This is a genomic window from Paracoccus sp. IB05 (assembly GCF_016405985.1).
GTDB lineage: Bacteria > Pseudomonadota > Alphaproteobacteria > Rhodobacterales > Rhodobacteraceae > Pseudogemmobacter.
The window spans coordinates 47727-61940 of record NZ_JAEFCF010000032.1; the positions used below are offsets into that span (position 1 = coordinate 47727).

A 14214-nucleotide genomic window follows, 5' to 3' on the forward strand; every position below is an offset into this window, starting at 1 on the left:
ATATAGGCCACCCCGATGCAATTCCTTTCCTACTGGCATGAAACGGCCCCTGCTTTCGCCTCGGGCGCGCAGGGCCCGGTACAGGGACATTACGATGTCGCGATTGTCGGGGCGGGTTTCACCGGCCTTGGCGCCGCGCGAAAGCTGGCGATGGAAGGGCGCTCGGTGGTGGTGCTCGAGGCACGCTCGGTCGGCTTCGGCGCCTCGGGCCGCAATGGCGGCCATCTGAACAACGGCGTCTCGCACAGCTATCTGGGCGTGCGGGACCGCTTTGGCCGCGAAAAGGCGAAATCCATCTATCGCGCTTACGACCAGGCGATCGAGACCGTCGAACGCGTCATTGCCGATGAGGGCATCTCCTGCGACTTCCGCCGCTCGGGCAAGCTGAAGCTGGCCTCGAAACCGGCGCATTACGACAATCTCGCCCGGATCGGCGCGGCGTTGCGCGAAGACGTCGACCAGGATGTCGAGATGCTGAGCAAAGCCGATCTGGCGCGCGAAGTGGTCTCGGAGGCTTATCACGGCGGGCTTTTGCAGAAAAAAAGCGCCATGATGCATATGGGGCGCTATGTAACAGGCCTTGGCGAAGCCGCCGCGCGCCGGGGCGCGGTGGTGTTTGAAAACACCGCCGTCACCTCGCGCGAGGCGCATGGCAAGGGCTGGAAGCTGAACACCGCCCGGGGTCATGTGACCGCCGACAAGGTACTGCTTGCGACCGGCGCCTATACCGATGGCGCTTTCCCCTGGTTCCGCCGCCGCATCGTGCCGGTCGGCAGCTTCATCATCGCGACCCGCCCACTGACCGATGCCGAGATCGCCAGCACGGTGCCGGGCAACCGCACCTATGTGAACAGCCGCAATATCGGCAACTACTACCGGCTCTCGCCCGACAACCGGCTAATCTTTGGCGGTCGCGCGCGGTTCTCGGGGCGGTCCGACCAGCAATCCGATGCCAAAAGCGGCAAGATCCTGCGGGGGGCGCTGGCCGAGGTGTTCCCGCATCTCGCCGATGTCCAGATCGATTACTGTTGGGGCGGTCTCGTCGATATGACGGCCGACCGTTACCCCCGCGCGGGCGAGGCGGACGGGCTTTACTTCTCGATGGGCTATTCCGGCCATGGCGCACAGCTGGCGACCCATATGGGCGAGATCATGGCCGATCTGATCACCGGCCGGATCAACCGCAATCCCTGGGATGGCCTGCCCTGGCAAGCGGTGCCCTTCCATACCGGAAAGCCCTGGTTCCTGCCGCTGGTGGGTCAGTATTACAAATTCCTCGACCTGATCCGCTGATTGCTCAGGCATCTGAAAAGGCAAAAGAATGTCGCTTCTCATCACCGTCAACACCCGCCCCGACACCACGCCTGTTCCTGCCAAAGCGGCAGCGGACCGGCTGATCTCGGGCGATCCTTCCTTCCTGACCTGGGCGCTCGATGCCTCGCGCGAGGAGGCCACCGAAGGCAAGGTCCGCACCGGCATCTGGGAGGCGACCCCGGGCGAGACCATCTCCATCAAAGGCACCACTTTCGAATTCTGCCATATCCTTGAAGGCCATATCGAGATCGAGGAAGACGGTCATGCGCCGGTCACCTATCGCGGCGGCGACAGCTTTATCATGAAGCCCGGCTTCAAGGGGATCTGGCGCACCATCGAGACCGTCCGCAAGATCTATGTGATCGTCGGCTGAAGCCGCGCCACGCATAACCCGGGAAGGGCCGGTTTCACATCTGCCCTCCCCCCTGTTTCACACCTGCGGATACGCGCATGACTGGCGGCATCATGGATCCGATACTGCGCCCGTTGACCCGGGACCATCTTGCCGGGGCGCTTTTGCTCTCGCGCCAGGCGGGATGGCCGCATCGGGCCGGGGACTGGAGCCTTTTGCATCAGATCAGCCAGGGCTTTGTCGTGACCGGCGCGGGCGGAGAGGTGCTGGGCACCGCGATGCGCACCCCGTTCGGCCCGGTCTCGATGGCGAATATGATCATCGTCGATCAGGCATTGCGTGGGCGGGGCATGGGGCGGCGGCTGTTGCAGGCGCTGCTTGACCTTGCGCCGAAAGATGAATGGCGCCTGATCGCCACACCCGAAGGTTTCCCGCTTTATCAAAGCCTTGGCTTTACCGAGACCGGCACCATCCGCCAGTATCAGGGCACTCTTACAACCACAGACACCTTTCCGGATGTGCCGGGGGCACCCGCTGCCCGATGGAGTGATGCCCCTGATCTCGCGCAGCTTGCCCGGCTTGACCAGCTGGCCCAGGGCGCAGATCGTCACATCTTTTTCCAGGCTATCCCCGACAAAGCGCGGGTTGCGATTGTCGAAGATGCAGGCGGCCTTGCCGCCTTCGGCATCCTGCGACCCTTTGGCCGGGGATGGGCGCTTGCGCCGCTGATCGCGCGTGACAGCGCGGCCGCCACGGCCATCCTCGCCCTCGCCGCCTTTGAGAGCACGGGGCGGTTCCTGCGCATCGATACCATTTCTGCCCCCGGCGTGGATTGTCCGCTGGCTGGCCCCCTCGCCCGGATTGGCCTGCCCGAGGTCGGTCGCGGCACCGCGATGACCCGCCCTGGCCCTGGTAAGACACCCATCACCCCTATCGGAACCTACCAACGTTTCGCCCTCGCCGCCCAGGCGCTTGGCTGACCTCTCAGGAGACAAGACATGCTCGCAAACAACCTGGTCGAACTCGACCGCGCCCACCTGATCCACCCCGTTGCCAGCTGGCGCGGCCATGAGGCGGCGGGCGCGCGCATTCTGACCTCGGGCAAGGGCGCCTGGCTGAAGGATGCCGAAGGGCGCGATCTGCTGGATGGGTTCGCGGGGCTGTGGTGCGTGAATGCAGGCTATGGCCAGCAAAGCATCGTTGACGCGGCCACCAAACAACTGACCGAATTGCCCTATGCCACCGGCTATTTCGGCATCAGTTCCGAAGCGCCGGTCCGGCTGGCCTCGCGCCTCGCCCAGGCCGCTCCCGGCGATCTCGATCATGTCTTCTTCACGCTGGGCGGATCGGATGCGGTCGACAGCACGGTCCGGTTTACCCGTTATTACTGGCACGCGCGCGGCAAGACCACGAAAGAGCATTTCATCTCGCTGGACCAGGGCTATCACGGCGCCTCGACCGTGGGCGCGGGTCTGACCGCGCTGCCGGTGTTCCATGCCGGATTTGGTGTGCCGTTCTCCTGGCAGCACAAGATCGGCTCTTACGACACCTATCGCAACCCCGCCGGCAGCGACCCCGAGGCGATCATCGCCGCGTCAAAGGCGCAGCTCATGGCCAAGGTCGAAGAACTCGGCGGGCCAGAGCATGTCGCGGCGTTTTACTGCGAGCCGATCCAGGGCTCGGGCGGTGTGCTGGTGCCGCCGCCAGGCTGGCTGAAGGCGATCCGGGCGCTCTGCCGCGAACTGGACATCCTCTTCATCCTTGACGAGGTCATCACCGGCTTTGGCCGCACCGGCCCGATGCTGCTTTGCGCCGAGGAAGATGTCGTTCCGGATATGGTGACGACTGCCAAGGGCCTGACCTCCGGCTATGTGCCGATGGGGGCGGTCTTCATGTCGGACCGGATCTATCAGACCATCGCGGATGGCGCAGGCATGGGCACGGTCGGCCACGGGCTGACCTATTCGGCGCATCCGGTTTCGGCGGCGGTCGGGCTGGCGGCGCTTGATCTTTACGAAGGCGGGCTGTTCGAGAATGGCCGCAAGATGGGTGCGCGGCTGCAGGCAGGTCTGCGCGGCCTGTCGGATCACCCGCTGGTTGGCGATGTGCGCGGGCGTGGCATGCTGGCGGCCGTTGAGCTGGTCACCGACAAAGAGAAAAAGACGCCGCTGCCCGCCAGCGCGAAACCGGCGGTTCGGGTGTTTGACCGCGCCTGGAATGAGGGTCTGATCCTGCGCGCCTTCGCCTGGGGTGTGCTGGGTTATGCCCCGCCTTTGTGCTGCACCGAAGACGAGATCGACCTGATCGTCGAGCGCACCCGCAAAGTGCTGGACCTGACGCTGGAAGACCCGGATGTCCGGGCTGCTCTGCGCTGATGGCGATCCTTTCGCTTTCAGATCCCGCCCGCAGCGAGGTCTTTCGCAAGGCCTTTGCCGAGGCACTGCCCGATATGCCCTTTCATATCGGCACCGCACCTGGCCCGGCTGCGGTGCAATGGCTGATCACCTGGCAGGCGCCTGTGCGCCTGGCAGAAACCTATCCCAATCTGCGGCTGATCTTTTCCACCGGCGCCGGGGTCGATCAGTTCGACCTCGGCACCCTGCCCGAGGGGGTCGGCGTGGTCAGGATGCTGGCAGGCGGAATTGCCGAACAGATGCAGGAATTCGCCACCATGGCGGTGCTGGCACTGCACCGGGATCTGCCCGCCTATCTCGCCCAGGCGCGGGAGGGCAAATGGATCGAGGGGCAGAATGTTGCCCCCCAGGACCGGCGCATCGGGGTGCTGGGGCTGGGCAATCTGGGCCAGGCAGTGCTGGAAAGCCTGAAGCCCTTTGGCTTTCCGCTCTCGGGCTGGGCGCGTAGCCCGCGCGAGATCGCGGGGGTGCAGTGTTTCACTGACCTCTCTGCATTTCTGGCGCAAACCGACATCCTGATCTGCCTCTTGCCGCTGACGCCCGAGACCACGGGCTTTCTGGATGACGCTCTTTTCGCGCTGCTGCCGATGGGGGCAAAGCTGGTCCAGCTCGGGCGCGGGCGGCAGCTGGATGAGGCGGCCCTGCGCCGTGCGCTTGACAGCGGGCAGCTCTCGGCGGCCTTCCTTGACGTGACCGACCCCGAGCCGTTGCCCGCAGATCACTGGCTCTGGCGTGATCCGCGCGTCATGGTGACGCCGCATATCGCCTGCCAGACCCGCGCCCGCGATGCCGCCGCGCATCTGGTCGCCGGGGTGCTGGCCGATCTGCGGGGCGATCCGCCGCCTGGCCTTGTCGACCGCAGTCGCGGTTACTAAAGCAAAAGCCCCGCCGCTGCGGGGCTTTTTCACACCTGAGACAAAAGCGAGCTGCGCCCTGCCCGCTCGAATGCCGGATCATCGGCGAGGCTGTCGAGCCAGCCCGGATCAAGCTTCGGCACCGAAGCCAGCAAGAGGCGCGTATAGGGATGCTGCGCGCTTTCCATGATCTGCGCCGCCGGCAGGGTTTCGACATTCACCCCGCCATTCATCACGATCACATCGTCACAGATCGCCTGCACGGTCGCCAGATCATGGCTGATGAAGACATAAGACAGCTGCAATTCGCGCTGCAATTCCTTCAGGAGTTCAATCACCGCCGCCGCGACCACCGTATCCAGCGCCGAGGTGATCTCATCGCAGAGGATCACCTCGGGGTTGGCGGCGAGGCCCCGCGCCAGGTTGATCCGTTGCTTTTGCCCGCCCGAGAGTTCCGAGGGCAGCCGGTGGCGCATGTTCTTCGGCAGATGCACCATGTCGAGAAGTTCCGCGACGCGCGCATCGCGCGCGGCCCCCTTCATCCCGTGATAGAAGGTCAGCGGGCGGCCGAGGATGTCGCCAATCGGCGTCGAAGGGTTCAGCGCGGTATCGGCAAGCTGGAAGACGATCTGCAAGCGCCGCAGCTCTTCCTTGCTGCGCTTTTTCAGATCGCCCGCCATCTCTTTGCCATCCAGCAGGATCTGGCCTTTGGCGGGCGCCACGAGCCCGGCAATCACCCGCGCCAGCGTCGATTTCCCGCAACCTGATTCGCCGATAACGCCCAGGTTGCGGCCCTTTTCCAGCTTGCAGCTGACATCTTTCAGCACCTGCTTTGCAGGCAGTCCTTCGGCAGTCAAAGGCCCGTAACCCGCGAAAATCCCCCGTACTTCCAGCGCGGGCGGGCGCGGCGTGGCGCTTTCCGGAAGCGCCACCGCCGCATGGGTGACGGGGTGAAACGCCGCCAGCAGATCGCGGGTATAGGGATGCTGCGCATTGTCGAGGATCGCGGCAGTCGTGCCCTCTTCCTGGACCTCGCCACCGCGCAGCACCACGATGCGGTCGGCGATCTGCGCCACCACGGCGAGGTCATGCGAGACATAGACCCCGCCCATGCCGCCCGCCTTCATCACCGATTTGAACGCGCGCAACACCTCAATCTGGGTAGTGACATCCAGCGCGGTCGTGGGTTCGTCAAAGATCACCAGCTTCGGCCCGCCGATCAGCGCCATCGCTGCGGCAAGCCGTTGCAGCTGGCCGCCGGAGACCTGATGCGGATAACGCTCGCCAATCGTATCGGGGTCAGGAAGCGCCAGTGCGCGGAACAGCTCCACCGCCTTTGCCCGCGCCTCGGCCATCGGCATCAGATTGTGGATCTTTGCCACCTCGACCACCTGGTCGATCAGTTTGATCGCCGGGTTGAAGGCCGCCGCCGCACTTTGCGGCACATAGGCGACATCGGTTCCGCGCAGCTTTGCCCGCTCGCTTTCACGCAAAGCCGCCATATCGCGGCCCGCGACCGTCACCGAGCCGCCCTGGAAATAGCACCCGGGCCGCACATGCCCCATAAGCGACAGCGCAATCGTCGTCTTGCCCGAACCAGATTCCCCGATCAGCGCCACGATCTCACCGGCGGCGACGTCGATGCTGACGCCCTTGATGATCTGCACCTCACGCCCGGAATCGGTGCGCGCACCAATCTTCAGATCCCTGATTTCAACGAGGTTCGGCATCATTCGCTCCTGTCGCGGATCTTGACGGGCAGGTTGTCGATCAGGAGGTTCACACTGATCGTCAGGGTGGCAATGGCGATCGAGGGCATGATCACCGCAGGCGCCCCAAAAGACAGCGCCCCGATATTCTCGCGCACAAGCGAGCCCCAGTCGGAATTCGGCGGCTGCACGCCGAGGCCCAGGAAAGACAAGCCCGACAGCAAAAGCACGATGAACACGAACCGCAGCCCCATATCGGCCAAAACCGGGCCGGTGATGTTGGGCAGGATCTCATGGCGGATCAGGTAGAGCGTGCGCTCGCCCCTGGCGCGGGCCGCCGTGACATATTCCATCGTGTTGATATTGACCGATAAGGCGCGGGCGAAACGGTAAGCGCCGGGCGTATAGATCACCGCCAGCACCCCTATCAGCACCGGGATAGACGAGCCGATCCCCGCCACCACCACCAGCCCGAAGAGCTTCGACGGGATCGAGGTCAGCGCATCGAGAAAGCGGCTCAGGATCGTGTCATACCAGCCGCCGATCACCGCCGCCGTCATCCCCAGCACAACGCCGGTGAAGCAGGCGATCAGCACCGCCGCCAGTGATATGCCGACGGTGTAGCGGGTGCCGACCAGGATACGCGACAGCATATCGCGGCCCAGATAATCGCTGCCCAGCCAGAACTGTTCCGAGATCGGGCCGAAATAGTCGAAATCGACCACTTCGCCGGGGCCGTAGGGCGTCAGCCAGGGGGCGATCACCGCGATCACCGCCCAGGTCAGGGCGACGGCAGCCGAGATCATGCCCACGAGGTTGAGCCGATAACCGAGACGGCGCGGGGTGGGGAAGGACATGGCCATTACTTGCGCAACCTCGGATTGGACAGGATGGCGATTACATCGGCCAGGGTGATCAGGATCAGATAGCCCAGGCAGAAGATCATCGCGCAGGTCTGGATCAGCGGCAGGTCACGGGTCGCCACCGCATCCACCATAAGCTTCGCGACACCGGGATAGTTGAAGATCGTCTCGACGATGATCACACCGCCCAGCAGGTAGGAAAGCGACAGCGCGACCGCATTCACAATCGGGCCAATCGCATTCGGCAGCGCATGGCGCAGCACCATCCGGGGGCGTGACGCGCCTTTCAGGAGCGCCATCTCGACATAGGGCGCGCTGAGCGTGCTGATCACGGCGGCCCGCGTCATGCGGATCATCTGCGCCGAGATCACGAAGCTCAGCGTGATCACCGGCATGGCATAGGCACGGAGCAGTTCCCAAAAACTCTGGACATCATTGGCGAAGGACAAAGCGGGCAGCCATTGCAGCCAGACCGCAAAGACCAGCACCGCCAGCGTCGCGACCAGGAATTCCGGCACCGAGATCACCCCGATCACCAGGAAGTTCACTGCCCGGTCATAGACCGACCCCTGATACATCGCGGTCGTGATGCCCAGAAACAGCGCCACCGGCACCGAGAAGATCGCTGTCACCGCCGCCAGTTGCAACGTGTTCATCAGCCGCCCGCCGATCAGATCGGCCACGGGCATGTTATTGGCGTAGGATTTGCCCAGATCGCCCTGCAACAGCCCGCCCATCCAGCGCAGGAACCGCAGGAAGGCGGGATCGTTCAGACCCATCGCCTCGCGCAGGCCCGCCACCGCTTCGGGCGTTGCCGCTTGGCCCAGCAGGATCTGCGCGATGTCGCCGGGCAGCATCTCGGTCGCGGCAAAGACGATGAAGCTGACGATGATCAGCGTGATTAAGGCGATCCCGAGACGCGCAAGGATCAGTGACCGGATCTGGGTGTTCATGACTGGCCTTTCGCGACGGGAAAACGCCTCCCGGGGCGTGGCCGCCGGGAGACGCGGGTTACAGGCGATCAGTCTGCCAGCCAGACATATTCCGCCATGGCAAAGCCCATCTGATTGCCCAGCGGGTTCGGACGCAGGCCTTTGACGCGCGGCGAGACGCCGTCGATGATCGACATCCAGAGCGGGATCGCGGTGCCGGCCTCGTTCGAGACCATCACCTGCATTTCGTCATAGATCTCTTTGCGGCGGGCAAAGTCCAGCTCGCCCCTCGCCTCAACCAGCATCGAGTCGAATTTCTCGTTGCGGAAGCCGGATTCGTTCCAGGGCGCATCCGAGGCGTAGAGCAGCGAGAAGAGCGTGTCCGGCGTCGGGCGCGGGTTGATATGGCCGACATGGAACGGGGCTTTCAGCCAGTAATTCGACCAGTAGCCATCGGCAGGCACGCGCTGCAATTCGAAATTCATCCCGATCTCGACCCCGGCCTGCTGCAAGAGCATCGACAGCTCGATGGCCGAAGGCGCGGCCTCGGTGGTGACCAGCGGCACGGTCTTGCCCAGAAGGCCCGATTTTTCGAACAGCGATTTCGCGCGCTCGGGATCGAATTCCCGCGGCTTCAGATCGGCATTGTGGAAGGGGCTCGCGGGCGAGACCGGCTGGTCATTGGCTATGGTCGCCATGCCGCGCAGCGCCGATTTCGCCATAAGATCGCGGTTCATCAGATATTTGACGCCCTCGATGAAACCGGCCTTGTCGCCCGGATCCATGTCGAGGCGGATGTTGAGGTCGGTGTAGTTGCCCGCATCGTTGCGCTGCGCGACGAAACCGGGCTGGCTTTCGATCAGCCGCACCGATTGCGGTTTGACCGCGCCCGCCAGCTGCACATCACCCGACAAAAGCGCATTCACCCGCGCCGTCTCATCCGCGATGCCGAAATATTCAAAGCTGTCGAGATGGGCCTTTTGGGCTTTGAAGTAATTGTCGTTGCGCTTGCCGATCGAGCGCACGCCCGGCTCGAAGACTTCCGACACGAAAGCGCCGGTGCCGTTTGCGGTGGTGAAATCTTTGGTCCCGTTTGCGACCATCATGAAATGGTGCATCGACAAAAGGATCGGCAGGTCGGCATTCGCCGCAGCAAGGGTGATCTCGACCGTGGTGGGATCAACGGCCTTCACTTCGGCGATCTGGCCCGCCATCGCGGCGGCTTTCGACCCGACTTCGGGATCCTTGTGGCGGTTCAGCGAATAGACCACATCCTCGGCATCAAAGGTCTTGCCATTGTGGAAGGTGACGCCGGATTTCAGTTTGACCGTCCAGACCTTCGCATCTTTGGTCTCGATGCTTTCGGCCAGTTCCATCTCGACAGAGCCATCCTCGACCATGAAGGTCAGGCGGTTGTAATAGGCGCAGCAACGCGTGTAATCGGTCGAGAGCGAGGCTTTCGCCGGGTCAAGCGTATCGGCGGTCGAAGCCGACCAGCCCGCCGCCTTGAAATGCCCGCCGGTCACCGGGGTATCGGCCAAAGCGGCCGTGGCGCGCCCCAGCACCAGCGAACCTGCGGCAAGCGACATGCCGCCCGCCATGAACATACGCAGAAGATCGCGGCGGGTGGCGCCGCGACGGATCATGGATTCGACCATCGCGTCATCGCGGCGGGTCCAGTTCGAAGTCTTTTCCGTCATCGCATTCTCCCTGTTATGAATTTCCGGCCTGCTTATGGCGCAGGCCGGTCGTGTCACCGGCGCTCAGCCAATAGCGGCTGCCGCGAGCTCTTCCATCGAGGTGAAGTGGTAGTCGGGCGTGGTGAATTCCTTCGGCTCGATGGTGCCGCCATAGCCTTTCTGGGCGTGGCGGCGCTGGATCCAGCAATTGGTCATCCCCAGATCACGCGAGACGCCGATATCGTGATACTGGCTTTGCGCCACATGCAGAATGTCGTCTTTCGACGCGTCTTCGGTCGCCACGAAATCGAACACCTTCGCGAAAAAGGCCGGATCAGGTTTTTCGGTGCCAGTGTCATCGACGGTGAAAGCGGCATGGAACGGGTGGCCGAGGGCGGCGCTGAAATGCTCGAACGCCCAGCGTTGCGCATTGGTCATCGCGATCAGACGGTATTTTGTTTTGAGCTTTGCCATCGCCGCAGCTGCATCGGGAAACGCCTTCCAGGACGGCACTGCATCGCGCAGCCGCTGGCCCAGCTCGTCGGTTGCTGGCAGGCCGAGATCCGCCGCGATCACCTTGTAAACCCGCACCAGATCATCGGGGAAATGCCCTACATCGGGCATGTAGCGGGCACTGCGATACAGATCGAGCGCGCGGTCCGCATCAACCTCGACCCCATGATCCCGGCCGATTTCCGTCAGGCTGCCGACAAGGCCACCTTCAAAATCAATCAGCGTGCCCACGACATCGAAGGACATGTAGCGAAACTCGTTCAGCGGTTTGAGAGCCATCTCACCTTCCTGTTGCTGTATCAGCGTTCACCCCGTCAGACTGGTTCGATCCGCGCCGAATTCGCTTTAGTTTGCGGGCTTCGGACCGCTAAAAATCATCGAATTGCGGGCCTGCGCAGCATTTTCTACTGCGCAGGCCCGGCGCAGCCGATACCTGGCGATTTGGCCGACCCCGGCATCCCGAGGCCGGCCCTGGCCGGATCAGCCCGCGATCAGGGTATCAATCGCCGTTTCCAGACGGTCCGCCGCAGCGCTCAGCCGTTCCGCCATCTCACCAAGCCCTGCCTCATCCCTGGCGGCAAGCTGACGGGCGCGGGCGATGTCCTCGCGCACGCGGGCAGGCGCCGGGCCGCCGGTCAACTGGCGGGCCTCGACACAGCTTGCCGGGTCAAGCGCCCGGCGCACCGCGTCATCGCCAAGGTTCAGCGGCTGGCCCATATATTCCATCGCCGCCTCATCAACCAGCGCCGAGGTCACCGCGGTCTGGGTAAGCCCCCGGCTGATCCCGATCCGCACCAGGATCGCCACGATCTGATGCGCGGTGCGGAAGGGCAGACCTTTCTCGATCACGATCAGATCGGCGATATCGGTCGCGCAGATCCAGTTCATATTGGTGGCGTTTTCCAGCATCCGGTCCTTGTGGATCGTCAGCGACGACAGCACCCCGGTCATGATCTGTGTGGCCTCGAGGATATCATCCAGCGTCGGCGCCAGCTGCCGGGTATAGCCCATCGCCATATCATGCATCTCGGTCATGTAAGACGAGAGCCGCCCATAGGTCCGGGCCGCCGCCCCCCTGATCCACATCAGCGTATAGGGGTTCTTTTTCTGCGGCATGATCGAGCTGGTGCCGCAATAGCGGTCGGCCAGTTCGACATAGGAGAACTCGGTATTCGACCAGAGATAGAGTTCCGACGCGATGCCCGAGACGTTCATCATCATCAGCGCAGGCGCGGTAAAGGCCTCGGCGGGCACACCCAGCCAGCCGTCAAAGCCCAGCACCGCATAGCGCGTGTTCTGGATCACCCCGTCAAAGCCCAGCAGGTCGGCCGTGCGCTCGCGGTTGATCGGATAGCGCGAGCCGGTGAAGATCGCGCTGCCCGCCGGGCTGACATTGACGCGGTCATAAAGCTGCTTCAGCCGCTGGAAATCATTCTCCAGCGAGGCCTCCCAGGACATGACATAATGCGCGAAAGTGGTCGGCTGCGCGTGTTGCGACCAGGTCGAGCCGGGCATCACCGTGTCGATATGTTCCTCGGCCAGTTGCAGCAGCACGCGGCGCAACTCAATCGAGGCCGCCATCAGCTTCAGCAGGAATTCGCGGATGAAGATGCGGCTGGTCACCGCCATGAAATCGCCCGAGCTGCGCCCGGCATGGATGCGCCCGCCGATTTCCTCGCCGATCTCGGTGATCAGCCAGGCCTCGCCGGAATGCTCGCCCGCTTCGGTTTCAGCGCGGGTCTCGGTGATGCCTGCGGCCTCCATCCGGCGCAGCGCCTCGAGGATGGTCTTCGCGTCCTTGCCGGAATGGAACCCCTCTTCGGCCAGCATCACCACATGGGCTTTGTCGAAGCGGTGATAGATGTCGTATTCGCGCAGCTGCTGGCTGGCATCGCCCAGTTTCGTGCGCTTTTGCACATCTTCTGCGTCCTCGGTCAGGCGCGCGCCCGCCTTGCGATAGGGTTCGCCCTTGGCAACTTTGCCATAGATGTTTTGCTTGTTCATCCGATGCCTCCGCAGAAAATGCTGATGGCGCTCTGCTCCGGCTGCGCTGGCAGCACGGGGATCCCCTCGGAGGTTCTGAGCGCATGACCAGCCCTTGCTATCGGGTGATCCCATTTGTATCCAATGATGATTCAATGGTCATATATCACTTCAGGTGATGGGTCAGGCGGAGGCCAGGATGAATCTGCGACATCTCGAAGTGTTCCATGCCATCATGCAGACCGGCACCGTCACCGGCGCGGCGCATATGCTGAATGTCACCCAGCCCGCGATCAGCAATGTGCTGCGCCATGCCGAAAGCCAGATCGGCTTTCGCCTGTTCGAGCGAATCGCGGGCCGCCTGCACCCAACGCCCGAGGCAAGCGGCCTTTTCGCCGATGTGCAGGAGGTGTTCGGCCGGATCGACACGCTGAACCGTTCGATCGACGACATCCGCACCGGGCGCAGCGGGCGGCTGGCCATCGCCGCCTCGCCGACCTTTGTGAATGCCAGCCTTCCCGCCGCCCTGGCCGCGCTTTACCGCCGTGCACCGGGGGCCGGGATCACGCTGCAAGCCCTGCCCTCGGCCCGCGCCATCGAGGAACGTGTCTCTCGACGCGAGGTGGATATCGGCGTCGTCTACCAGCCGGTTCTTGACCCCGGTGTCGAGGTCGAGGAAATCTCGCGCTCTCAGGTATTCTGCGCGCTGCCGGCACAATCGCCGCTTGCCGGGCTGGAGATGATCCAGCCTGCGGATCTTGTCGGGCAATCGATCATCGCCCCCGGCGCCTCGACCCGGACCGGAACCGCGATTATCGAGGCCTGCAATGGCCAGCTGCCGCGCATCGCGCTCGAGGTGAATTCGTCGCAAACCGCCTGCCTGATGGTGGCAGCCGGGATCGGTGTCGGGCTGGTCGATCTGGCAACCGTCACGCATTACCCGCTGAAAGACGTCATCTTCCGGCCCTTCCGGCCAAGAGTCGATCTGATCATGTGCCTGATATTCCCCAAAAATCGTCCACGCCCCCGGCTTGCCACCCAATTGGCCATGGAATTGCGGCTTATCCTCAGCCCCGCCTGAAATCGCAGTACCCCGGGCATCCGCAGATTTCATCCGATCCAGTCAGGTCGCTATCGCCACCGCAGATACAGCGAGCATGATCGATCAGAATCGGCGTTTATAGAAAAATTTGTTAATTTATCCGCCGCCCGTGTCACAAGCAGAATATATCCAATAAGATTGCATTATCGGGCTACTTGTTCTTCTATAGAGAGATGCGCTACAGAACCCCGAAAATGACCCGGAATCCGGCTGTCGGATGACCGGAATTCGTGAGATTCAAGCACTTCGTCGAAGAACATGCCGGGGTTCATGAGATTCTGGCGCGGTATTCATGAGACTGGACGCGCCGGTATTTGTGAGACTGACCCCGTCTCGATGGTTTCGCGACGATCTGGCGCGCGCTCTCGTCGCGCTGAGCACGCCAGAGACGGGCAGAGATACGCCTTCTCAACGAGAGAGGCCATGAGCTGAGCGCAGCTTGCACCCGCCCTTCCCCGTCCGCATCACTGGCGAGCAGAACGTCGATCGCTCGCGCGAC

Annotated in this window: 12 protein-coding genes; 6 read left to right on the forward strand and 6 right to left on the reverse strand. The window is 63.2% G+C overall.

Annotated features, from left to right (window positions below; genetic code table 11):
- The first annotated feature begins 15 nt into the window (after positions 1-15).
- The 5 genes from JC607_RS18465 (at position 16) to JC607_RS18485 (ending at position 4955) form a co-directional block, all read left to right on the forward strand.
- Positions 16-1293: an FAD-binding oxidoreductase gene (locus JC607_RS18465; RefSeq protein WP_198838360.1), complete on the forward strand. Its 1278-nt coding sequence runs from the start codon at positions 16-18 to the stop codon at positions 1291-1293.
- A 28-nt stretch (positions 1294-1321) separates the two neighbouring features.
- Positions 1322-1687, forward strand: a complete 366-nt coding sequence (locus JC607_RS18470) for a cupin domain-containing protein (protein ID WP_198838361.1) — start codon at positions 1322-1324, stop codon at positions 1685-1687.
- Positions 1688-1764: 77 nt separating this feature from the next.
- Complete coding sequence (locus JC607_RS18475) at positions 1765-2646, forward strand: GNAT family N-acetyltransferase (protein ID WP_198838362.1); 882 nt, start codon at positions 1765-1767, stop codon at positions 2644-2646.
- An 18-nt stretch (positions 2647-2664) separates the two neighbouring features.
- Positions 2665-4041, forward strand: coding sequence for an aspartate aminotransferase family protein (locus tag JC607_RS18480; protein ID WP_198838363.1), 1377 nt, complete (start codon positions 2665-2667; stop codon positions 4039-4041).
- On the forward strand, positions 4041-4955 hold the full coding sequence (locus JC607_RS18485; protein WP_198838364.1) for a glyoxylate/hydroxypyruvate reductase A: 915 nt from the start codon (positions 4041-4043) through the stop codon (positions 4953-4955). Before JC607_RS18480 ends, JC607_RS18485 begins: the two co-directional genes overlap by 1 nt.
- 29 nt (positions 4956-4984) lie before the next feature.
- Here the strand turns inward: JC607_RS18485 and JC607_RS18490 are convergent, their stop codons facing one another.
- From JC607_RS18490 to argH, 6 genes are all read right to left on the reverse strand, one after another.
- Positions 4985-6664, reverse strand: coding sequence for an ABC transporter ATP-binding protein (locus JC607_RS18490; protein WP_233093001.1), 1680 nt, complete (start codon positions 6662-6664; stop codon positions 4985-4987).
- The gene (locus JC607_RS18495; RefSeq protein WP_233093002.1) at positions 6664-7500 is read right to left on the reverse strand and encodes an ABC transporter permease; all 837 of its coding nucleotides are present in this window, start codon (positions 7498-7500) and stop codon (positions 6664-6666) included. The genes JC607_RS18490 and JC607_RS18495 overlap by 1 nt, the downstream gene beginning before the upstream one ends.
- A gap of 5 nt (positions 7501-7505) precedes the next feature.
- Positions 7506-8459, reverse strand: a complete 954-nt coding sequence (locus tag JC607_RS18500) for an ABC transporter permease (RefSeq protein WP_198838367.1) — start codon at positions 8457-8459, stop codon at positions 7506-7508.
- 68 nt (positions 8460-8527) lie between these two features.
- The gene (locus JC607_RS18505) at positions 8528-10138 is read right to left on the reverse strand and encodes an ABC transporter substrate-binding protein (RefSeq protein WP_198838368.1); all 1611 of its coding nucleotides are present in this window, start codon (positions 10136-10138) and stop codon (positions 8528-8530) included.
- 63 nt (positions 10139-10201) lie between these two features.
- Entirely contained in the window at positions 10202-10909 is a 708-nt protein-coding gene (locus JC607_RS18510) for an HAD-IA family hydrolase (protein WP_233093003.1), read from the reverse strand.
- Between the two features lie 201 nt (positions 10910-11110).
- Complete coding sequence (gene argH, locus JC607_RS18515; protein ID WP_198838369.1) at positions 11111-12634, reverse strand: argininosuccinate lyase; 1524 nt, start codon at positions 12632-12634, stop codon at positions 11111-11113.
- Between the two features lie 178 nt (positions 12635-12812).
- On the opposite strand from argH, the gene JC607_RS18520 reads away from it, so the two are divergent.
- On the forward strand, positions 12813-13694 hold the full coding sequence (locus JC607_RS18520) for a LysR substrate-binding domain-containing protein (RefSeq protein WP_198838370.1): 882 nt from the start codon (positions 12813-12815) through the stop codon (positions 13692-13694).
- Positions 13695-14214: the final 520 nt, after the last annotated feature.